General features: G+C 31.9%; 23 protein-coding genes and 1 tRNA gene. 12 read left to right on the top strand and 12 right to left on the bottom strand.

Annotation, left to right across the window (positions count from 1 at the left end; all coding sequences use genetic code 11):
• Positions 1 to 261 precede the first annotated feature (261 nt).
• From HA143_RS03550 to HA143_RS03545, 3 genes are all read left to right on the top strand, one after another.
• Entirely contained in the window at positions 262 to 786 is a 525-nt protein-coding gene (locus tag HA143_RS03550) for a hemagglutinin (RefSeq protein WP_209083254.1), read from the top strand.
• A gap of 114 nt (positions 787 to 900) precedes the next feature.
• Positions 901 to 1032: a hypothetical protein gene (locus HA143_RS09795; protein WP_257469933.1), complete on the top strand. Its 132-nt coding sequence runs from the start codon at positions 901 to 903 to the stop codon at positions 1030 to 1032.
• Positions 1033 to 1235: 203 nt separating this feature from the next.
• Positions 1236 to 1322: transfer RNA gene (locus HA143_RS03545), tRNA-Ser, on the top strand.
• 386 nt (positions 1323 to 1708) lie between these two features.
• On the opposite strand, the gene HA143_RS03540 is transcribed toward HA143_RS03545, so the two are convergent.
• The 3 genes from HA143_RS03540 to HA143_RS03530 form a co-directional block, all read right to left on the bottom strand.
• A complete protein-coding gene (locus tag HA143_RS03540; RefSeq protein ID WP_209083253.1) occupies positions 1709 to 3466 on the bottom strand; it encodes a GspE/PulE family protein in 1758 nt (585 codons plus the stop codon).
• 598 nt (positions 3467 to 4064) lie between these two features.
• Entirely contained in the window at positions 4065 to 4940 is an 876-nt protein-coding gene (locus HA143_RS03535; protein WP_209083252.1) for an ATPase, T2SS/T4P/T4SS family, read from the bottom strand.
• A gap of 81 nt (positions 4941 to 5021) precedes the next feature.
• On the bottom strand, positions 5022 to 5297 hold the full coding sequence (locus HA143_RS03530; RefSeq protein WP_209083251.1) for a hypothetical protein: 276 nt from the start codon (positions 5295 to 5297) through the stop codon (positions 5022 to 5024).
• A gap of 95 nt (positions 5298 to 5392) precedes the next feature.
• On the opposite strand from HA143_RS03530, the gene HA143_RS03525 reads away from it, so the two are divergent.
• Positions 5393 to 5722, top strand: coding sequence for a hypothetical protein (locus HA143_RS03525; protein WP_245210848.1), 330 nt, complete (start codon positions 5393 to 5395; stop codon positions 5720 to 5722).
• A 28-nt stretch (positions 5723 to 5750) separates the two neighbouring features.
• On the opposite strand, the gene HA143_RS03520 is transcribed toward HA143_RS03525, so the two are convergent.
• Positions 5751 to 6209, bottom strand: coding sequence for a Tic20 family protein (locus tag HA143_RS03520; protein ID WP_209083250.1), 459 nt, complete (start codon positions 6207 to 6209; stop codon positions 5751 to 5753).
• A gap of 132 nt (positions 6210 to 6341) precedes the next feature.
• Here HA143_RS03520 and gloA point away from each other — a divergent pair, with 132 nt between their 5' ends.
• The 3 genes from gloA to HA143_RS03505 all read left to right on the top strand — a co-directional run bounded on the left by gloA (position 6342) and on the right by HA143_RS03505 (position 7299).
• Positions 6342 to 6731, top strand: coding sequence for a lactoylglutathione lyase (gene gloA / locus HA143_RS03515; RefSeq protein ID WP_209083249.1), 390 nt, complete (start codon positions 6342 to 6344; stop codon positions 6729 to 6731).
• 8 nt (positions 6732 to 6739) lie between these two features.
• Complete coding sequence (locus tag HA143_RS03510) at positions 6740 to 6964, top strand: hypothetical protein (protein ID WP_209083248.1); 225 nt, start codon at positions 6740 to 6742, stop codon at positions 6962 to 6964.
• Between the two features lie 143 nt (positions 6965 to 7107).
• Positions 7108 to 7299: a hypothetical protein gene (locus tag HA143_RS03505; protein ID WP_209083247.1), complete on the top strand. Its 192-nt coding sequence runs from the start codon at positions 7108 to 7110 to the stop codon at positions 7297 to 7299.
• A gap of 556 nt (positions 7300 to 7855) precedes the next feature.
• Here the strand turns inward: HA143_RS03505 and HA143_RS03500 are convergent.
• Together HA143_RS03500 and HA143_RS03495 are read right to left on the bottom strand one after the other, a co-directional pair.
• The gene (locus tag HA143_RS03500) at positions 7856 to 8143 is read right to left on the bottom strand and encodes a hypothetical protein (RefSeq protein ID WP_245210847.1); all 288 of its coding nucleotides are present in this window, start codon (positions 8141 to 8143) and stop codon (positions 7856 to 7858) included.
• Positions 8144 to 8540: 397 nt separating this feature from the next.
• On the bottom strand, positions 8541 to 8714 hold the full coding sequence (locus tag HA143_RS03495; protein ID WP_209083246.1) for a hypothetical protein: 174 nt from the start codon (positions 8712 to 8714) through the stop codon (positions 8541 to 8543).
• Positions 8715 to 9443: 729 nt separating this feature from the next.
• Here HA143_RS03495 and HA143_RS03490 point away from each other — a divergent pair.
• Both HA143_RS03490 and HA143_RS03485 read left to right on the top strand, forming a co-directional pair.
• Complete coding sequence (locus tag HA143_RS03490; RefSeq protein WP_209083245.1) at positions 9444 to 9941, top strand: VHS domain-containing protein; 498 nt, start codon at positions 9444 to 9446, stop codon at positions 9939 to 9941.
• Positions 9942 to 9943: 2 nt separating this feature from the next.
• The gene (locus HA143_RS03485; protein ID WP_209083244.1) at positions 9944 to 10336 is read left to right on the top strand and encodes an LEM domain-containing protein; all 393 of its coding nucleotides are present in this window, start codon (positions 9944 to 9946) and stop codon (positions 10334 to 10336) included.
• An 8-nt stretch (positions 10337 to 10344) separates the two neighbouring features.
• On the opposite strand, the gene HA143_RS03480 is transcribed toward HA143_RS03485, so the two are convergent.
• Positions 10345 to 10812 carry a pentapeptide repeat-containing protein gene (locus HA143_RS03480; protein WP_209083243.1) on the bottom strand — a complete coding sequence of 156 codons (468 nt, stop codon included), beginning with the start codon at positions 10810 to 10812 and terminating at the stop codon, positions 10345 to 10347.
• A 108-nt stretch (positions 10813 to 10920) separates the two neighbouring features.
• Here HA143_RS03480 and HA143_RS03475 point away from each other — a divergent pair, with 108 nt between their 5' ends.
• Positions 10921 to 12561 (top strand): GMC oxidoreductase, encoded by a 1641-nt coding sequence (locus HA143_RS03475; protein WP_209083242.1) that lies wholly within the window; start codon positions 10921 to 10923, stop codon positions 12559 to 12561.
• Here HA143_RS03475 and HA143_RS03470 read toward each other — a convergent pair.
• Both HA143_RS03470 and HA143_RS03465 read right to left on the bottom strand, forming a co-directional pair.
• A complete protein-coding gene (locus HA143_RS03470) occupies positions 12548 to 12805 on the bottom strand; it encodes a DUF2811 domain-containing protein (RefSeq protein ID WP_209083241.1) in 258 nt (85 codons plus the stop codon). The two genes, HA143_RS03475 and HA143_RS03470, sit on opposite strands and share 14 nt — an antisense overlap.
• A 350-nt stretch (positions 12806 to 13155) precedes the next feature.
• On the bottom strand, positions 13156 to 14307 hold the full coding sequence (locus tag HA143_RS03465; RefSeq protein WP_245210846.1) for a sirohydrochlorin chelatase: 1152 nt from the start codon (positions 14305 to 14307) through the stop codon (positions 13156 to 13158).
• 47 nt (positions 14308 to 14354) lie between these two features.
• Here HA143_RS03465 and HA143_RS03460 point away from each other — a divergent pair, with 47 nt between their 5' ends.
• Positions 14355 to 15635, top strand: coding sequence for an FAD-binding oxidoreductase (locus HA143_RS03460; protein WP_209083239.1), 1281 nt, complete (start codon positions 14355 to 14357; stop codon positions 15633 to 15635).
• 30 nt (positions 15636 to 15665) lie between these two features.
• Positions 15666 to 17231 carry a SulP family inorganic anion transporter gene (locus HA143_RS03455; protein ID WP_209083238.1) on the top strand — a complete coding sequence of 522 codons (1566 nt, stop codon included), beginning with the start codon at positions 15666 to 15668 and terminating at the stop codon, positions 17229 to 17231.
• Between the two features lie 6 nt (positions 17232 to 17237).
• On the opposite strand, the gene HA143_RS03450 is transcribed toward HA143_RS03455, so the two are convergent.
• The 3 genes from HA143_RS03450 to HA143_RS03440 all read right to left on the bottom strand — a co-directional run bounded on the left by HA143_RS03450 (position 17238) and on the right by HA143_RS03440 (position 20201).
• Positions 17238 to 18128, bottom strand: coding sequence for a homoserine O-succinyltransferase (locus HA143_RS03450; protein WP_209083237.1), 891 nt, complete (start codon positions 18126 to 18128; stop codon positions 17238 to 17240).
• Between the two features lie 13 nt (positions 18129 to 18141).
• Positions 18142 to 19470: an O-acetylhomoserine aminocarboxypropyltransferase/cysteine synthase family protein gene (locus HA143_RS03445; protein WP_209083236.1), complete on the bottom strand. Its 1329-nt coding sequence runs from the start codon at positions 19468 to 19470 to the stop codon at positions 18142 to 18144.
• Between the two features lie 71 nt (positions 19471 to 19541).
• Positions 19542 to 20201, bottom strand: a complete 660-nt coding sequence (locus HA143_RS03440) for a hypothetical protein (RefSeq protein ID WP_209083235.1) — start codon at positions 20199 to 20201, stop codon at positions 19542 to 19544.
• Positions 20202 to 20263 lie beyond the last annotated feature (62 nt).

Below are 20263 nucleotides of genomic sequence, written 5' to 3'. Positions count from 1 at the left end.
CTTGGAATGGTTACAAACAACAATATTAATTAGGAGGGAAAAATGAAACTGCAAAAAAATTCACTGTTCCCAAAAAAGATATTCGAGACCTTGATTGCGTCAAGAAACTGCACACTTTAAAAAAAACTTTAAAACACAATTGGATAGATTATCCATCTGGGGAAGATTGATTAGTTTGTCTCAACTAAGTATCAATAAAAACATATTTTTTGCAAATAAATTCTAATCGTATTTGTTATTCACTAGCAGAGAGGTTGAATTATGGAATTGAAATTCTGCCCTACAACTATTTTCAGAGAAACTCCCAAAGTAACTTTTTTTGATGCAGGAATAGAGTTTTCTAATGGTTGTGATGTGGTTATGCATTCAGGAGAGGCTATATCCCCTCCAGATGAATATGAGAATGAACAATACTATATGCACAATCATCAAGTTGATCACAATTTAGTTATTACTGGTGAGAGGAAATTTATTCTGATAAATCCAGCTTGGGAAGAGCCTCATCATGTGATTTATCTAAATAGATTTATGGGAGCACTTGAAATCCCAAAAGGAACTTATCACAGGTCAATCTCAAGTAAAGAAGGAAGCATTGTTTTAAATCAACCTATTAGAGATAAATTTTTTGATCCAAAAAAAGAATTTGTTCCTCAAAAACTCAACACATTAAACCTAATTAACGCTAGAAAAAGCGCACCAGTTTATTGGATCTGGGAAAATGATCAAATCAAAAGATTAATGTTTAATCCTTTAGGTCAAAAGACTGCCAAAACAAGCTCATATTAAAACTCAAATTCACTTCACACTTAATTTAAAGAGGAACTTAATGATGAAAAAACTAAAGTTGATTGGTTTCAACTTAGAAATTATGATTGCAAAAATTTCAGGTATATAGATTCTTTGCCAGTTGCTGTTAGAAAGGAAATACACTATCGAAAATATGTTTGGGAATATCCCGTAATTGGTACAAGAGGTTATGAAGACTTTGAAAAAGTATGTTCACACAAAGGAGGATATGATTTTAAAGAATAACTACTATAACTAACTTCTTATTAAGACTCTAAATATCATAAAACTGTTATAGCTCCATAGTGTTGCCAATTTGTTGCCAATTTCTGGAAATAATTTCACAAAAAATTTAATTTTAAAAATTTGTTGAAGAAAAATATTTTTTATTTACCGGTTAAATAGCAGGGACTGATATAATTAAATCTGAAAATTAAATATTTTCACCTGGAGGGGTGGTCGAGTGGTTTAAGGCTCTAGTCTTGAAAACTAGCGTATCTGCAAGGGTACCGTGGGTTCGAATCCCACCCCCTCCGTACTTTGAATAAATAGATTTATAATATATTTTTATTTTTAAGATGTTTTCGTAAAGCTGATATTCATTTTTTACAAAGTTCAGTCTTAGCTAGTCTTTAAATGTAATTTTGTTAGCTCCTCTTTTTTAAATTTGATCTTCCTTTTCTTAAAGAATATTTGGCAAAATCTATTAACCCAGAGAATTTATAATTAGGGTCAACATAATGCTGAATAACATAAAAAGCAAAATAGTATGCTCGACAGAAACCCCATATTGCTAATAAAAGCAAAACTATAGTTTTAAAATTTAAGTTTAATAAAACTAAGAGTAATGAAGATATAAAACCAGTTAGAAAAAGCAAAAATCCTTTTAGATAAAGTAGCCAAACTTTCTTTATATCTCCCATTAATCTTCCTTACATACTCTTATTACTTCAGAAAGAGTAGTCAAATGATCCTTAACTAACTCTAGGCCATATTGAGTAAGTGTAAGCATTGAATTTTCATTAACAGCTAACTGCTCAATTTCTTTTTCATTAAGTCCACTTGAAATTCCATTTTGAATATTTCTTTCAAGAAGAAGGAGTTCATATACCCCAACTCTACCTTTATATCCAGAACCCTGACATATGGGACAAAGAGAATTCTCTTTTTTACGGTTTGATTTTTCTTCTGAAGATAGAAAGTTAGCATACATTATTGGAGTATTATCTGGAATATTAAATTCAATCGCTTCATTTTCAGAAATCGGTCTTTTTATACCGCATCCTGTGCAGACTTTTCTAAGTAATCTTTGAGCTAATACTCCTCTTACGCTTGCATTTAATTTATATTTTGGTACATCCATATCAAGTAATCTAGTTAGTGAGCTAGTTGATGAATTTGCATGAAGTGTAGTAAACACTAAATGACCAGTTTCTGCTGCATCCATAGATGATTCTGCTGTTTCAGGATCTCTAGTCTCACCAATAAGTATTACGTCAGGATCATGCCTTAAGAAAGTTCTTAGAATAGCAGCAAATGTCTGTCCTTTAGCTCTATTTACCTGAACTTGTTGGATATCTCCTCCCAAGTCGTACTCAATGGGATCTTCGGCAGTAAGTATTTTAGAATAACCATTATCCTTTTCCCTTAAAGCAGCAGCAAGAGTAGTTGACTTTCCAGAACCTGTTGGCCCTGAGACAATTACAGTCCCATTTATTGAATTCATTATCTTTCTAAAATCATTTCTGACTTTTTCAATATGTATTAATGTGTCTAAATTTAATACTGATGCATCACTGTTTAACATTCTTAGAACCATAGATTCCCCATATTTTCCTGGAACTGTTGAACAGCGAATTTCCATTCTATTACCTTCAAGTTTTCTTAGGATCTTCCCGTCTTGACTAGCTCTTCTTTCAGCAATATCCATCATTGCCATATTTTTTAAACATGCAACCAACTGTATTCCTGGCTTTCTCGACATAGACATGAATTTTTGCATTACGCCATCTTTCCTAACTCTGATTTTGTAACCTTCTTCTCTTGGCTCTATATGAATATCAGATACGTTATTTTTTCTGGAATTTATTAATATCATTCCTGCCGCCTTTTGAATTTTACTAAAAGACATCTCTATCTCTAAATCTATAATTTGTTCCTCTAGATAATCTTCATAAGTATCACTTCTGGATTCTTTATCCTTGTCTTCATCTTCATCTTCATCTTCATCTTCATCTTCATCTTCATCTTCATCTTCATCTTCATCTTCATCTTCATCTTCATCTTCATCTTCATCAAATTCGAATTCAAAAGTATCCTCTGACTCAGAAACATCAACTATGGCTTCCAAAACGGAATCTTCATCAATTTGAGAGATTTCTAGTGAATCACCACTTATAAATCTTTCTTCAGAAGCCAAATCAAGAATTTCTTGAATTTCCTCCTGTGATTTTTCTACAAATTCACATTTATAACCAGATTGATTTAATCTCTCTTTTATCGGAGAGGCGATCGTCCCTAAATATGAATAATTAGCAATAGCAATTTTTATAACACCTTTACTGATTGGTAAAGAAGTTTCCTCATATAAAGGTACAACTAAATTATCTCTGCACCATTGAATAGAGAAATACTTATCTACTAATTTCCTTACACTTGCAGAATAATATCTTGATGCCATTCTTTACTTGTATTTATATTGAATTTTAAATCAATTGTTTATTTAAAGCACGCTAGTCTAGGGGTTGCAGTCATTTAGTAATTATTAGTGCAACCAAAACCTAGTAATAAGAGGAACGGTCATCGTTTTCACGAAAACAGATCCACATGTGCTATTCAGTTATATTCAGGCTTGAAAACTAGCGTGTCTGCAAGGGCACCGTGGGTTCGAATCCCACCCCCTCCGTACTTTGAATAAATAGATTTATAATATATTTTTATTTTTAAGATGTTTTCGTAAAGCTGATATTCATTTTTTACAAAGTTCAGTCTTAGCTAGTCTTTAAATGTAATTTTGTTAGCTCCTATTTTTTAAATTTGATCTTCCTTTTCTTAAAGAATATTTGGCAAAATCTATTAACCCAGAGAATTTATAATTAGGGTCAAAATAATGCTGAATAACATAAAAAGCAAAATAGTATGCTCGACAGAAACCCCATATTGCTAATAAAAGCAAAACTATAGTTTTAAAATTTAAGACAGTTTCTTAAAACTTAAAACTCTTTTCTTAAAAGGTTCAGTTTGAGCTAGTAATAAAAAGATTGTTTTGTCTTCCCTTTTTATAAATTCAAATTTCCTATTTTAATAGAGTTTTTAGCAAAATCGTTTAAGACAGTTTCTATATGAATTAGATTGTCCAAATTCAAAGTTGAAGAATCACTATTTAAAAATTTTAGAGCCATTGATTCTCCATTTAAGCCAGGCTTGGAATTACAACTTAATTCTAGTTTCTGCCCATCGAACTTTCTTAGTATCTTTCCATCCTGGTTTTTTCCTTTTTCAGTAACATCCATATTTGACATCTCTTTTAAACATGCCAAAAATTTTATTCCTGATTCCTTAGGCATTGAAATAAACTTCTGGGAAACACCCTCTTTTCTGAGACGAATCTTATAGCTATCCTCCTTAGGATCTATATAAATGTCAGAAACTTTTTCGTATTTCGAATAGATCAAAACAAATCCTACAGCTTTCTTTATTTTACTTTCCATCATCTCAGGCACTAGATCTAAAATTTTACGTCCCATATCTAGAACTATATCTTCATCAAATTCAAAAATAAACTCTTCTACTTTTTTATCAGAAGTTGTTCTAATAGATTCAGATAAATAATCATCCTCAAAAAATATGCTTTCGTTAACTTCATCACTTATAAAATTTTCCTCAGAGGCTTTATCCAGAATTTCTTGAATCTCATCTTGAGTCTTTTCTACAAAAAAGCATTTTTGTCCTGATTGGTTTAGTCTCTCCTTTATTGGTTCAGATATTGTCCCTAGATAAGAATAGTTAGCTATTGCGATTATAACTGTTTGTATTTCAGATGAACTTTCTTTCTTTATACTTAGTGGAACTACAAAGTTATCTCTACACCACTGAAGAGAGAAATATTTATCAACTAATCTTCTTACGTTTGTAATTGAATAATTATTAAACATAATAGAAAATACTATAGTTAAATTTTAAATGAATTATTCAAGAAATCTCGATAGTCTAGAATTTGCTTTCTTTTATTAACACTATTTAGCTTTTCTAAAACAAAAATCTCCTATTAAAAGAACCTTATTATATTTATTTTTTTCATTCCTAATTCTTAAAAGATAATTTGGAGATATAGAAAAAATAGTTCCAAGAGAAACACTCCCATCACTTCCGTCTTTTATAATTTCAAAGAAACATTTTCTCCTAGGTTCTGAAATCATCCCAGGCCAAATTGCGCCAATACCCATGATGAAACCTATTAAAAAAAACATCAATGGTTGAAATTTTCTAAGTTTAGATTTTCTCCTTTGCATGATTATATAGATTGATTTTTTATGTAATTCAATTATAAATCAAACTACTTTGTAATATATCCTAAATACCTTTTCTTTATCTCTAAAAATTCTTCATGATCAAGAACCTTTTTTCATTATTTCTAATACTATTAACTTGTATATTTTTACCAAGTCAAATTCGAGGAGAAACGGCTTTGGAAATATATATGAATGATTTCTATTCTAAGTCGAAAGAAGCTAGCCAAATTCTTAAAGAAATTGAGAATGGTCTAAAAGAGGGATCAAGAAGAAAAGTATGCTCTAGGCAAAGAGAAGCTGCAACACTGGGCTTATTAGCTAATAAATCATTAATTAAAGCTTTTGAGATAGAAGGTACTCAACCACCAATGAGAGCAATAAAAGCAAGTCAGCAAAGATGGGAATCTATTCTGAATGAGTGCTGAGAAAATTTAGTAAATCTATAAATCATTTTTAAATTTGCATTCTTACAGATTTACTAATTAAGGGAATTTCGGGTTCAATTCCATAAATACATTGAGAAATAGAATAAATAAAAATACAAATACTAAATATAAAAATAATTGAGCTAAGTATAGAAATAATTGAGCCAAGTTCAACTATTGGCAAGATTCTAAAGAGATATGTAATTATGATCAAAGCAATATCAATAAGTAATGCTTGGCATGAGTTATATCTAACAAAATAGGGTACTTTGGGATTTCTTACTATTCCTGCAAACAATAATATAAACAACAAAAAGCCACCAAAAGGTAATGATTCTTCAATTTTTGCTATCGGGAAGGTGAGACTATCCATTAGTATTTTTAAAAAAGAATATTTATAAAACAAATAATATCCAAAAGGTATTGATGCCTTTAATGGCAAAGTATAAATTAATACTGATGAGATTCTCTGAAATATTTGATCCAATCTATTCGTGAAATTTAGTATAAATACTTTAACCTAATTTTTCTAAACTTATTTTAAGACGGAGCCTCGAAGAAACAACTTTGGCAGATGGTGATTAAATATTAGATAATTAATCTAGGTTCATAATTCAAGATGCGTATCCTTCATACAATGTTAAGAGTAGGGAATTTGGATAAATCCATTGATTTCTATGTGAATAGATTGGGAATGCATTTATTGCGAAAAAAGGATTATCCTCATGGAAAATTTACTTTGGCATTTGTTGGCTATGGTTCAGAGAAAGAAAATGCAGTAATTGAGTTAACCCATAACTGGGATAAGAAGTCTGATGACTATGAACTAGGAGATAAGTATGGACATATAGCTATTGGAGTTAAAGATATTCATAGTATCTGTAAAGGGCTAGAAGACAACGGCTGTAAGATCACAACACAACCGAAGACCATGAAGAACAGTACAACAGTCTTAGCGTTTGTAGAAGATCCAGATGGATACAAGATAGAGTTAATAGAAAGAGACTAAATTTTTTTATGCGTAAATTATTAGTCCTTCCTTTGCTATTAGGTTTTACTTCTGCTATTAATGCTAAAAGTTATTGGTTAATTCTCAGTTCAGGTGCAGGTGGTTCTTCAGCTTTAGAAAAAATTGAGAGGGCAAGTATGGAACAATGCGAGGAGCAAGGAGAGATTTTTGCATCAGAAAGAATAAAATTTAAGATGAATAAAAAGCAGTATGAATGTTTAAAAGGTAAATAAATGAAACGCTTGCTACTTGCACCGTTGCTTGATTTTCTAGATGTTTAATAAATAAATTTAATTCGTTATCTTATAAAAACTTTACATTTTTTTTGTGAATTCTAAATAAATATGCTATTAAATTATCCCTGACCTTAAAAGTCATGATGAAGAAATCAACAAACTCATCTCAACGTAAAACTACTCTTAAGTGGAACATTAATGGAGAATTATCTTCTATTGATATGGCAAGAATAATTAACACTCTCTCAGTCAAAGAGTTAAGCGAATGTGAGCTTGCATGTAATAGAGTTAATAGAAATACAAAGAACTTAAACCTTGGTATGTGGTGGTAAATAGCGATTAAGTATTAATGGAATTTTTAAAGGAGCTTTGGCAGAATCACCATGACCCATACCATGCAGCTCTTGGTATAGGAGGAGTAATAGTATTGTTCATAATTTATAATCGATTACTCAATAAATATCAGTAAAAATGAATTTGAAAAAGTGAAGCCATAAAATTAGCCTGTTCTTTAATTAGCTAATGGAAAGTTGCTAAAGCAGGGAGCTTAATGGATCAGGAATAACCGTTAGTACCTTTAATTAAAGGTGAAGAAGTGATACCCCGAGATAAATGACAAAGGTATTTATAAGAGATGGATATATAGATCGATATAGGGGAACAAAACTTATCTATCCACCTGCACTTCGATTGCTGGCGATTTATCTTCCTGAGAAATTTACATATCACAAGAATGGAAAGATGATTGAGGCACATATTGCTTTTGGGAGCTATTCCCAACTATCGATCATCTTGTTCCAGTAGCTAGAGTAGGGAAAGATGAAGAATTAAAACCCAAAGGAGATTTCCAAGAATGGAGCGGATTAATTGATTGGTTTATTGAACAAGTTAAAACGAATGTCGTTTTTTTAGTATTGCATAAGCTTGTGAAGCCCATTCTCGAGATCCTCGTAAATCATCAAAATAAGCATCTAACTTCTTTATAAGTGATTTACTTATTTTAATTACTTCTTCGATGCCTAGATAAATTATTACCAGCACTTTAGTTACGTTTAGTGCAACAGCTGCTAACTTTTCAATTCTTTTTTCATTTTCCATTTTGCCTTCCAATTTCTTAATTAAGTTTTTATCTGTTTTAGTAAATGACCCTGAAACGGAACGATGCTTCAAGGCCATTTTTGTTGAGAGTAAGAAGTATGCAAGACATCATCCTTATTAATGTCTTTCTCTCCAGCTGGATAGATTCGATACCTGAACTATCCAATTGCTGTAAAATTAGCAGAGGTAAAAAATATTTCTCGCAAATGTTTTGGGGATCATATATTTACTTAATTCAGCCTTTAACAAAAAAGCTGTCCCTTCCCCTGTAGCTATATAGTTACTACTATAGGCTCCGTAGTTACTTAATCCTGTACTTTAATTCAGAAGTTTTTTATTAGAACCCTTAATCTTTGTCAGAAACTCTTTTTTTAACTAACTGATCTAAAGTTATTCTACAAATATCTAAATTAACTTTAGTTTTTACTGCAAATTCTACTTTTTCAACTAATTGAGTAGGTGTTATATAGTCGATCTATTGTTCCTCTGATATTTGCAAAACATCATGTTGCCTTTCAGGTAATCCACTTATAATCTTCTCTCTTTTTTGACCTTGCATTACTTCCCTAAAAGTACCTTTTAGTGCAAATCCATAATCCTGTTGCTCTACAACTAAATGAATATCTTGATCGCCTCGACCTAGACTCAACTACTAAGTTAGTACCATAAGGAATCTGACCTTTTTCAGCATTTTCAATAATTTTGTTTAAAGCACCTGCCTTAATGTTCTTCCCTCTACCTGATATACCCAAAACTTTATATTCATCTAAATTTCAATAGCTAGGGTTACATCTAAGCAGATTTTGATATGCCTTTTTTTGTCTCGGAATACCTTTACCATCTATTTGACCTTCAGCACTCATACAAAAATAAGGCAAGGAAATTTTAGTAGCAACTTTAATTGCTTTACTCTTTGAAACAGAAGTATTAGCAGCAGTTTAAATCATTCCATTGTCATGCGTTAAAGGCAATATGAAACAGGTTTTTACTTATAACAAAAGGTGTGAATTACTGCCCACTGTATTGGCTTTTAATGAGGATCCTTATGGATATAAAATTGAACTAATTGAAAGAGATTAATAATTCAGAAACACCTTAATAGACTAATAAAGAATATTTTTCAAAAAGATTTTAATTTATCTAATTAATTAGTATGCAGTTACCAGAAGATCAAGAACAGATTTCATTTTTGAATTCCTTCTAGAATTCTATTGCAAAGATTTTCCAAATTAATTAATTTTTCAATAACATTATTCCTAGGATACGGGGTCAAATAAATAGGTTTGAATATTGATTTTTATAATCAATTTAAATTCTAATTAGATTATATAGACAATCCAGACAGATTGTCCTATTGTATAGTTATTGCATAAAGCTTATGCCTAGTAATTGGTCAAAAATAAGAGATGAATGGCTTAATAGCACAGCTATTGCGAAAGATGATGCTAAATGGGCGTTAGAAGCTTTAATTAATTCGGAGGAAGAGTTATTTGAAATAGAACAAAAAATTAGAAATAAAGAGAACGCGCTAAGCCAAGTAAAAATTCTGAAGAAAAAAGTAAAAGAAACTATTTCCTCCAAAGAAATTAGTCTCGATGATATTGCATTAAACACCTCGAATTCGAACAAAGTACAAATCTCAGTACCATCAAATCTTACTTATCTTTTGAAGGTTTGGGCTGCGGCTGAAGGTCGAGATCTATCGAGTGTTGCTTTTCAGTGTTTAGAAACAGGAATAAGGGAAATGAAGAGCAAAGGTTCAATACCTTCAGTAGCAATAAATAGATATGATTCCGCTTGTCAAAAGAGAATTGCACTAGCAGAAGTAAACAATCTATTAGAAAAATACGAAATTGCTCAAAATAAAATCAAATAATTATGAATAACAGAAAAATCACAAAAGAATATCAAACATTTATATCCTCCAATTTTAATGTAAATACTTCTACAAATAAATTCAAAGATGGAATAATTTATACTCTTTATTCTGATGAATTTAATTCACTTAAAGTTGGTTATGCTGAAAATGATGGGCTTTTAGAAAACAAGTTATCAAGTGGGAAATTAATTTTATTAGATAAGAAAAAAGGCAACAAGAAAGATCTATTTTTGTTACTAAACACTTTAAAAGAACTTGATATCAAATATACAGGCAAACTTTATTTCAAATATTCAAGTTCTTTAATAAGACATTTATCTACTTTAGGTTGGCCTGTTGGCAGATCACTTTACAAACAAAGAAAGATTAAAAAAGAACTTATTTGTGCATAAATTCAAATTTAATCGCACTCTAATGTTTCTCTAGTATCTCTATTGGTGAAGGGATTAGTCCCAGAGGCACTTTCACAAAATTTCCTTACAACATCTTTTGGCAAGAACACATTTGTGAAGTCTGCGCCTTGTATTTTTACATTTTCAAACTGTGTACTATATGCAAAAGAATCCTCTAAATTAGTATTTGATAAATTTGTACCATCTAAAACAGCTGAGTCTAAAGTTACTTCTCTTAAATTAGAGTTACTTAAATTAGTATCTTTCAATTTTGCTCCATATAGAGTCGCATTTTGAAGATCACAATCTGATAAATTTGCGTCTTGTAAATCAGTTAAATAGAAAGTTGCTCCTTTTAAATCAGATCCAGAAAAATCTCCTCCCACTAAGGATTGTTTACCATAATCTAATGCTGCAAAGCTTATAGAAGGGAGGGTTAAAACAATAATTAGAAGAGTTAAAGTTATAAATCTCATTAATTTTGGATAATATTTCAGTAAATTCTAGCTTCTTAAGTTGAACTCTAGAAGTTAATTATTTACTGAATGCTATATTTATTGAAAATACAAATCTAGAATTAAGTTTTGGATATAAATCCTTATGATGCAATTGTTGTTGGTTCTGGGGCTACAGGAGGTATAGCAGCACTTACATTGGCCGAGCAGGGTATAAAAGTTTTAGTAATAGAAGCCGGAGCAAAAATCAAAAGGATTGAAGCTAGCAATTATGAGCCCATAAGCACCATAAAAAGATTATCAGGAGTAATAACAAAAAAACATTGCAATCAGTCTCAGCATCCTGGTTATTGGAAAAATAATCCTGATTTATATTCAAATGAATTAAAACATCCCTATGCATTCCCAGAAAAGAAACCTTTCCTATGGACTCAAGGTAAACAAATTGGGGGGAGATCATTAACCTGGGGAGGCATCACATTAAGATTTTCTTCAGAAGACTTTCATCCTGCAAAAAAAGATGGATTCGGGCCAAACTGGCCCATTTCATACGATGATCTTTCCCCTCACTATGATTTCATTGAAAATTTCTGTGGAATTTATGGACGAAAAGATGATATTAAGGAAGTTCCAAATGGTAACTATATAGGTGAAATCCCTTTGACAGATAACGAAAATATTTTTGGCAGCAAAGTCAAGTCAAAATTAAACTATCCATTTATCCAATCAAGAGGATTTGACCGAAATGCATCTGTAAAAGAAAAACAATGGCCAAATTCCTCTAGCATAGGAAGTACCTTGAAAAAGGCTTTAGATACAGGGAATGTTCAAATAATCTCTAATCACTTAGTAGAGAATTTTGAGATTAATAAGCTAACTGAGCTTGCATCAAAACTAACTGTCGTAAACTTAGAAAATGGGCGTAAAGAAACATTAAATTGTGATTTAATTCTCCTCTGCGCATCAACAATTTCAACACTGAGAATTTTACTTTGCTCAGAAAAGAAATCAAATCCCTTAGGTTTTAAAGATAATTCTGGAAAACTCGGTCAATACCTCATGGATCATATTTCTGTCTGTAGGTTCTTTTCAGTCCCAAAAACAAAAAACTCAAAAAAAATACTAAATAATTCTCTCGATCTTTCAGGAGCAGGGAGCTTCTTTATTCCATTCGGAACAAATTTACCAAAAATTGACAACATCAATTTCCATAGAGGTTACGGAATCTGGGGGGCAATCGATAGATTAGGAATACCTAAATTTTTGCAAAAAGATCTAAATACAGCTATTGGCTTTCTTATCGCACATGGGGAGGTCCTCCCTAGAAAGAAAAACTCAGTTTCATTATCAAAAAAAACTGATAAATGGGGGATTCCCATACCCCACATTGAATTCGAATGGAGCGAAAATGAACTAAATATGGCTAAACATATGACAAAAACGATAAAAAAATCTGTAGATGCTGCGAATGGAGAAATAAGAAATATTGATGAACTTATAAATATACCAATAGGAAGTATATTCACAAAAAATCTGATTGCACTATCAGATAGTCCTCCACCTCCCGGATACTATATTCATGAAGTTGGAGGAGCTCCAATGGGAGTTAGTGAAGAAGATAGCGTAGTTGATAAGTTTAATAGACTTTGGAGATGCAAGAATGTACTCGTACTGGATGGTGCCTGCTGGCCAACTTCATCATGGCATAGCCCAACTCTTACTATGATGGCTTTAACGAGAAGAGCATGTTTAAATATTAAAAAGATTTAGAAGGAGTAAATAATTGATTTAAATAAATCTCAGAAACATTTTCATCAGTACATCCGTTTTGTACTAGAAAAGTAGCTAGTGCTGAATTTATAAGCTTATATTGATCCCAAGTTGGATTACTTAATACGAAGTCTTTCATTTTATTATAAAGAGTCTCTGAAAGCTCCGTTTCTAAAGATACTTTATTTGAAGAGCATTCATCTAGTATTACATCGGATAATTTTGAATGACTGATTTGATCCATAAATTTATTTTTCTACAAAACAATAATTATGTTTTTTTCTCTAAAAGTCAAAAAATTTTTTTCAAAAAAAATTTAATGTATTAAATAAGACTCATGTTATAAATTGATTTTTTTTAAAATATGTTTTTTAACCTGGGAAATTGATAAATTCGAAAAGAAAAGTCAACAATAATGTTGAAGCCCTGTTTTTTTTAAAAAATACTGGCATTCCTTATCTAATGTGGATTTGGACGTGGAAAACTTTTAATAATTTGTGGAAAAGAAGGATATAAATGAACCAGTCGTTTCACATTAGCAATACTTATATATACCGAGTCTATTGAGACTCAAGCGAGAAAGAGACAGATGATTCAGTTGTTTTCAATGGATTTTCTTAAGATTTGATCTTTATTTAGCAAGCGAAGCGTGACAGGTCCCAAAGGGTGTTTTGAATTTGGATAAATACTTTGGTGATGGTGATGATTCTCATTATGTTGATGACATTCATTATGTTTATGTTCTAGATAATCATCTGCCACTAAATTTGATTCAACATGGTCATGAGTTGAAGTTTGATTTTGTGTTTCACAAGCACCATTACATTCAGGATCACATAAATCACAGCTTATGCCTAAACCCTCTACATGATCATGATGACTTTCTTGTAGCAATCCAACTTCTTTCTCAAAGCCAAATAAATTTGACCTATATTTGCAAGTGGAGCAATTCATGAAATTTTTACCTTCGTTATTAAGAATCTCTTCAATCCTTTCTACAAAAGTATCAACCACATAAGTTTGTGATGAAAGATATTTTGCATGATTAAATGAAATATGTGGATTATTAATTGCAACTAAATCACTTTGCCTTTTGATTCGTGTAACAAGCACGCCTGAAAAAAGGAAATAAGGGAAAATTATTATATTTTTATAACCAAGTCTCACAACATTTTTTAATCCAGCTTCAACAAGAGGGAACGTTACACCAGAAAAAACTGTTTCACCCCAACCTAATCCAATTCCCTCTACGATCATTCTCGTAATTTTTGAAACATTTGAATTTGCATCTGGGTCAGAAGAGCCTCTCCCAACAACAACTAATAATGATTCTTCAGGTTTAAGAGAATTATTTTGTTTAAATACATCTTTAACTCTCTCACAAGCTGCACTGATCATTAAATTATTAATACCTAACTCTCTACCATAAATTATTTCAATTTCTGTTTTACTTGAATAATTCATAAGCAAGCTAGGTATATCATTTTTTACATGACCAGCAGCAAAAAGCATTGCGGGTATTGCAATTACTGTTTTTATAGAATGATCTCTTAACTTTTCTAGAGCATCAACAAGCGAAGGTTTGGCAAATTCCAAGAAACCATATTCAACTAATATGTTTGGATATCTTTTTTGAATGAGTTTAGTTAATTCTTGAAATTCGGTAATAGCTAGTTTATTTCTACTACCATGTCCACAGATAAGAATGCCGACTTGATTATTTAACTTCGAATCTAAGTTATCCAAAATTAAGTTATTACTTATAACATAATAGTAAAGAACGATATTTAGTAGTGAACAAAAATAATAACTTGCTTTTAATTCCAAATATTAACTCGAAGGATGCAAAGTTTAAGGAATTAATTTATAACGTTGAAGATTCCTTATTTAATAAAGAGAATTATTCTAATAAGGAGTCCGAGCATCTTTGCGTATGTAGTGGAGGTACAACCTCAAGCTGTGCTAAAAATGGTTATACGACTCTTGATCTGAGAAAAAATTACAACAAAATTCAACTAGATAGAGAAAGCAATCTAGTTACAATTGGAGGTGGAGTAATAATGGGTCATCTAATAAATCATTTAGAAAAACATAATCGAAGTTTTCCTATAGGACTTTCTAAACTTCCTGGAGCAGGCTATATACTTACTGGTGGAGTAAGTCCACTTAGTAGAGCCTATGGACTAGCAATTGACAATATTGAATCAATAAAAGGTTTCTTAGGTAATGGTACATTTATCTCTTTAAAGAAAAATCAAATAAGTCAAGAGAAACAATTAATTTGGGAAGCAATTAAAGGCGCAGCACCCTTCTTTTCAATTATTACCGAAATAGGGCTTAAGACTATCCAATCTAATCCTATTCTAATTATTGAAGGATTTGTAAATCCAACTGAACTTTCAGAAATAATTCAGCTATCAGAGGTATTTCCAGAAAATATGAGTCTTCAATGGATATATGCCAAAAGAATTTACATATATATTTTTGTCGAACTAAAAAATAATTTAGAGGATAAAAGAACCAAAGAATACTTATTGCTTCTAGAAAAACTTCCTACTCTAGAAAAAAAAATTTATAAGAACTTTAACGAAATAAATTTCTTTCCAAAGGAATTGGAATTATATGAGCTAAATGCAAATTACCATTCTGAAGTAATAAGTCTTCTTGGAGAAGATTTAAAAAATGATATCCCAGTTTTGATAAAATGTTTGAATGAAATAAGGGACAATATGCCTAATAATTCCTGTTATGTTGCTTCTCAACAACTGGGTTGTAAAACTAAAAAATTAAATCATGGCTCAAGCTTTTTTGTTCATAGAAAAAGTACTTGGAAACCCTGGATATATGCATCATGGAAAAAAAATGATCTTCAAGAGAAGAAAGTCGTGATGAACTGGATGTATAAATCCTGGAGTAAACTAAAAAGGTTTTATCCAAATATTCACTTAGCCCAATTGCATAATCATTTAAATTCTCATAGGGAAGAACTTTCATTAGCATTCGGCAATAGATTTGAAGAATTAAAAACTTTAAAGAATATTTTTGATCCACAAAGTATTTTGCCTCCTTTATGAGCTAACTTCATAAGTATAAAAAAACTTTCAATGTCAAATTTCTCAGAATATTTATCTAAAAATTGGTTGGATGATCCAAAGTCAAATATTCTCTCTGGCTTAGTTGTTGCTTTTGCAATGATCCCCGAAGCAATTGCTTTTTCAGGTATAGCTGGTGTAGATCCTAAAGTTGGCCTTTTTGGTGCATTTTGCTTATCTATAACAATCGCAATTGTTGGAGGAAGGAGAGGGATGATTACCTCAGCGACAGGATCAACAGCTCTTTTGATGACTGGACTTGTTGCTTATGGAGAATCACAAGCTCCTGGATTAGGAGTTCCATATCTTATTGCCGCAGGAATATTAACAGGTATTTTCCAAATAATTTGGGGATATTTAAGACTTGCCTACCAAATGCGATTCGTCCCAACAGGAGTATTAAGTGGATTTGTAAATGCATTAGCGCTTTTAATATTTCAAGCACAACTGCCTCAGTTAGGAATAGGTATTAAAGAATCTAAGGAAATAGTTGAACAATCTATAACTCAATATCCAGGCAACTCTCAAATCCCAATAGTTTGGACTCTTGTAATCCTAGGATTAGTAATTATTTATGGGTTTCCAAAAATCACAAAAGTAATCCCATCTCAACTTATTGCGATAGTAGTAATTACTCTGATAAGTATATTATTGAACCTAGACATTCCAACAGTTAGCGATTTGGGCAAATTACCTGATGGATTACCAAGTATTTCTTTGCCTTTTGGATCAATAGAAAATGGGAAAGTACCTTTTAGTCTTGAAACATTAGGGATAATTTTACCTACATCACTTGCAATATCACTTGTGGGTTTAATGGAAACCTTTTTAACTCAAGATATTTTAGACGATGTAACTGATACTAGTTCTAATAAAAATAAAGAAGCGAGAGGACAGGGGATGGCAAATATTGTGGCATCTTTATTTGGTGGAATGGCAGGCTGTGCCTTAGTAGGGCAATCTGTAATGAATAATGAAAATGGTGGCAAATCTAGATTGTCAACCCTCTCCTCAGGTATATCTCTCCTAATTATGATAATCCTCTTAAAGGCTTGGATCGGTGCCATACCAATGGCTGCTTTAGTAGCAATAATGATAACAATCGCAATAAGTACAGCAGATATAAATGGATTAAAAAATATTAGAAAGATACCTAAAAGTGATACGGCTGTAATGCTTATGACTTTTGCAGTTACTATGCTGACAAAACCACATAATCTTGCACTTGGGGTTATTGCTGGAGTTGCATTAGCTGCGATTCTTTTCAGCAGAAAAGTCGCAAAAGTTATAACTGTCGCAAGAGCAAAAGAAAATAACCTAACTACCTACAAAGTCAAAGGACAATTATTTTTTGTAAGTAAAATTTATTTTTTACAAGGATTTGACATACATGAACATCCTGAAAATATTGTAATTGATATGTCTTTAGCTCATATTTGGGATCAGAGTGGAGTTGTCGCACTTGAGCAAATTATTAGAAAATTCCAGAATGGTGGTTCTAAAGTTGAAATTGTAGGATTAAATAAAGAAAGTCTTAACTTGTTTGAGAGATTAGGTGGGCTAGAAAGCGCTCATTAAAAAATGTTAATTAAGACTAACTTGCTGATAGCAGAACCAAAGCCATTGCTGAAAAAGCAAATTCCTATGAGATCTCCAAGAAGTTTTTGAACTATTTATTTCGAAATTTTCAGGAGGAGGGACATCTCCCTTCTCTTTATCCCTTTTGATTTCACTAATAATTCTATGAACCGTATATTCAGGGTGGCCTAAATGCATAAGTTGTTTTTGATCATTAGTTTCAAATATTGTGTATCCTACTTTTTCTCCATATGCCAATAAATTTAGTTTCCCTTCTTTTTGAGCCTGCTCCATCTCCAAATCTGGTAATCCTGCGAATCTACTTTGAGGGCAAATAAATTCATCATCTTGTGTACCCATCAAAGGATGTCCAGGAACAAGGCTTTTTAAAGGAAAGACGCCAAATAATTTTCTATCAAAAACTTTCTTATCAACACCTGCCAAATAAGCCAGAGCGAAACCAGCCCAACATAAGCCAAGAGTACTCGCACAAGAATTTCTGGCTTCATTTACAATTTTTACAAATTCATCCCAATACTTAACATCCTCAAAAGCCAAGTGCTCAATAGGTGCTCCAGTAATAATGATTCCATCTAACGGTTGTGAATTATTTGCCTCTTCCCAGGTTATGTATAGATTATTTAGATGATTAAAATCCCATGTTTTATAAGAGTGAGTTTTAAGCTTTATCCAAACTGGCTCTATTTGAAGAGGAGATAACCCAAGTGGATGTAGTAAGTTAAATTCATACTGCTTACCAAGAGGCATGATATTCAAAATCCCAATTCTAAGAGGACGTATATCCTGTCTTTCCGCCAATTTAGGTTCTATCCAAGAAATATGATTTTTCTTGACATCACTTATCTTGTGATAGTTGCTAGGAATTATTAAAGCCAATAAATCTCCTTTCTTATGTGATTTGTGACAGTGCTTGTTCGAAATCTGCTTTTATATCATCAATATGCTCAATTCCAACAGAAACTCTTACCATCGTGGGAGTAACCCCTGCAGATAATTGTTCTTCTTCAGACAATTGCTGATGAGTAGTTGAAGCCGGATGAATTACTAAAGTTTTTGAGTCGCCTACATTAGCAAGATGACTTGCTAATTTTAAGGAATCAATAAATTTCACGGCATTTTCATAACCTCCATTAAGAGAGAACATAAGCATGCAACCCATTCCCCTTCCAGTAGTATATTTTTTGGCACTTGAGTAATATGGATCAGATTCTAGGCCAGGATAATTAACACTACTGACATTAGAATTAGAATCTAACCATTTTGCTAATTCAAGAGCATTAGAAGTTTGTCTTTCTATCCTTAAACTTAGAGTTTCCAAACCCTGTAATAACAAGAACGAATTAAAAGGACTTTGAGCTGATCCCCAGTCTCTCAGGCATTCAAGTCTTGCTCTTAAGGCAAAAGCTATATTTCTATTATCAGGTACTCCTAAAGATTTGCAGATATCACTACCGAAACCAAAAGCGTCCCAATGAACGAGCCCATGATAAGCAGCGCTTGGCTCACTCATTAGTGGGAATTTACCATTTCCCCAATCAAAGGTTCCGGCATCAACAATAACTCCTCCGATACTTGTTCCATGTCCACCGATCCATTTCGTTGCACTTTCCACAACAACATCGGCTCCAAAATCAATTGGTCTTATTAAAGCACCTCCAGCACCAAGGGTATTATCCACTATTAAAGGAATTCCATTTTCCTTCGCCAAAGTAGAGAGTCCCTCAAAATCTGGAATGTTGAACCGAGGATTTCCCATTGATTCGACATATATTGCTTTGGTTTTATCATCAATTTTATTTCTAAAACTATCGATACTATCCCCATCAGCAAATTTAACTTCTATTCCTAATCTTGGAAATTGGACTTTAAATTGATTGTAGGTACCACCATATAGAAAAGATGTAGAGACAAAATTATCCCCTGCTGTCATGCAGTTCACGATTGCCAAGAATTGCGCAGCTTGACCTGAGGATGTGGCAAGTGCTGCCATACCTCCCTCCAAAGCTGCCATCCTTTTTTCGAAGACATCTGTGGTGGGGTTCATAAGTCGAGTATAAATATTTCCAAATTCTTTTAATCCAAAAAGATTCGCTCCATGTTCGGCATTATCGAATACATAGGAACTAGTTTGATAAATGGGTACTGCTCTAGAATTTGTAGTTGGATCAGGCACTTGGCCTGCATGTAACTGAAGAGTCTCAAACTTTTGGCTGCTCAAAATTTTTAAATAATCCTATTATCTATTTAACTTAAAAAAGTCGAAAAAAAAAACAAAAAAAAGATAAATATTTATAAATCCTTTTTTAATGAAGGGTAATTATCTTTCATATATAAACTCAAATCCTCTCTTATCGCAGATCTGAGTTTCTCAATATTTGCAGAATCAATTATTGGAAAAGTTTTATTAGCCTCAGGATCTTTTTGAGTAATTGATTTCCAATTCTTGCCAACATCTTTTTCAGAGTTGTTTAGAACCTCATCAAAATTGAAGCCCTTGTTGTTGTTTTTAGCGTCAAATTCGCTAAAAGCTTTATTTATGAGCTCTTTTCTATTTTCGAATAGATTCTTGGCTTTTAATGTATCTGGAAGACCCATAACTGGCTGTAATTCCTTAAGAAGTTTTATTTCCTCTTCAATTAAGAGTGTCCAAACACCATGTTTGTTTTTTGGAAGATTAGAATTACTAAAAATATTAATTTCATCGAGGTAAAATTTTAACCATAAATAATATGATTTTTCTTCAATAGTTTTTTTTACGGATATCTTTTTATTTTGGATCTTTGGGAGTAACTTTTCTGCTTTCTTTAAAAACTGTCTATCTTCTCTTTCTAAATTTATTAATCCCCATCTTTGACTGTAGTCCCATAAATCTTCGTATCTTGTTAAGTCTTCTTGATTCCAACCAAGAGCTTTAAGTTCATGAGAACGATGTGATAATTCCTTTTTCAAAAAAACCTTTTAAAACCATAATAATTCTAACCCCGCAATCAAGATTAGTAAATAAATGAAGA

Origin of the sequence: Prochlorococcus marinus CUG1415 (genome assembly GCF_017696015.1) — a bacterium.
In the GTDB taxonomy this organism is placed as follows: Bacteria; Cyanobacteriota; Cyanobacteriia; order PCC-6307; family Cyanobiaceae; genus Prochlorococcus_A; species Prochlorococcus_A marinus_AE.
This window is presented reverse-complemented; position numbering and strand designations above follow the sequence as displayed.

Coding starts and splice junctions, on each gene's coding strand:
- HA143_RS03525 (WP_245210848.1), top strand. CDS start 5,393: ATGATCAAGAACCTTTTTTCATTATTTCTAATACTATTAACTTGTATA.
- HA143_RS03530 (WP_209083251.1), bottom strand. CDS start 5,297: ATGCAAAGGAGAAAATCTAAACTTAGAAAATTTCAACCATTGATGTTT.
- HA143_RS03535 (WP_209083252.1), bottom strand. CDS start 4,940: ATGTTTAATAATTATTCAATTACAAACGTAAGAAGATTAGTTGATAAA.
- HA143_RS03455 (WP_209083238.1), top strand. CDS start 15,666: ATGTCAAATTTCTCAGAATATTTATCTAAAAATTGGTTGGATGATCCA.
- HA143_RS03510 (WP_209083248.1), top strand. CDS start 6,740: ATGCGTAAATTATTAGTCCTTCCTTTGCTATTAGGTTTTACTTCTGCT.
- HA143_RS03485 (WP_209083244.1), top strand. CDS start 9,944: ATGAATAACAGAAAAATCACAAAAGAATATCAAACATTTATATCCTCC.
- gloA (WP_209083249.1), top strand. CDS start 6,342: ATGCGTATCCTTCATACAATGTTAAGAGTAGGGAATTTGGATAAATCC.
- HA143_RS03500 (WP_245210847.1), bottom strand. CDS start 8,143: ATGGCCTTGAAGCATCGTTCCGTTTCAGGGTCATTTACTAAAACAGAT.
- HA143_RS03540 (WP_209083253.1), bottom strand. CDS start 3,466: ATGGCATCAAGATATTATTCTGCAAGTGTAAGGAAATTAGTAGATAAG.
- HA143_RS03480 (WP_209083243.1), bottom strand. CDS start 10,812: ATGAGATTTATAACTTTAACTCTTCTAATTATTGTTTTAACCCTCCCT.
- HA143_RS03490 (WP_209083245.1), top strand. CDS start 9,444: ATGCCTAGTAATTGGTCAAAAATAAGAGATGAATGGCTTAATAGCACA.
- HA143_RS03550 (WP_209083254.1), top strand. CDS start 262: ATGGAATTGAAATTCTGCCCTACAACTATTTTCAGAGAAACTCCCAAA.
- HA143_RS03470 (WP_209083241.1), bottom strand. CDS start 12,805: ATGGATCAAATCAGTCATTCAAAATTATCCGATGTAATACTAGATGAA.
- HA143_RS03505 (WP_209083247.1), top strand. CDS start 7,108: ATGATGAAGAAATCAACAAACTCATCTCAACGTAAAACTACTCTTAAG.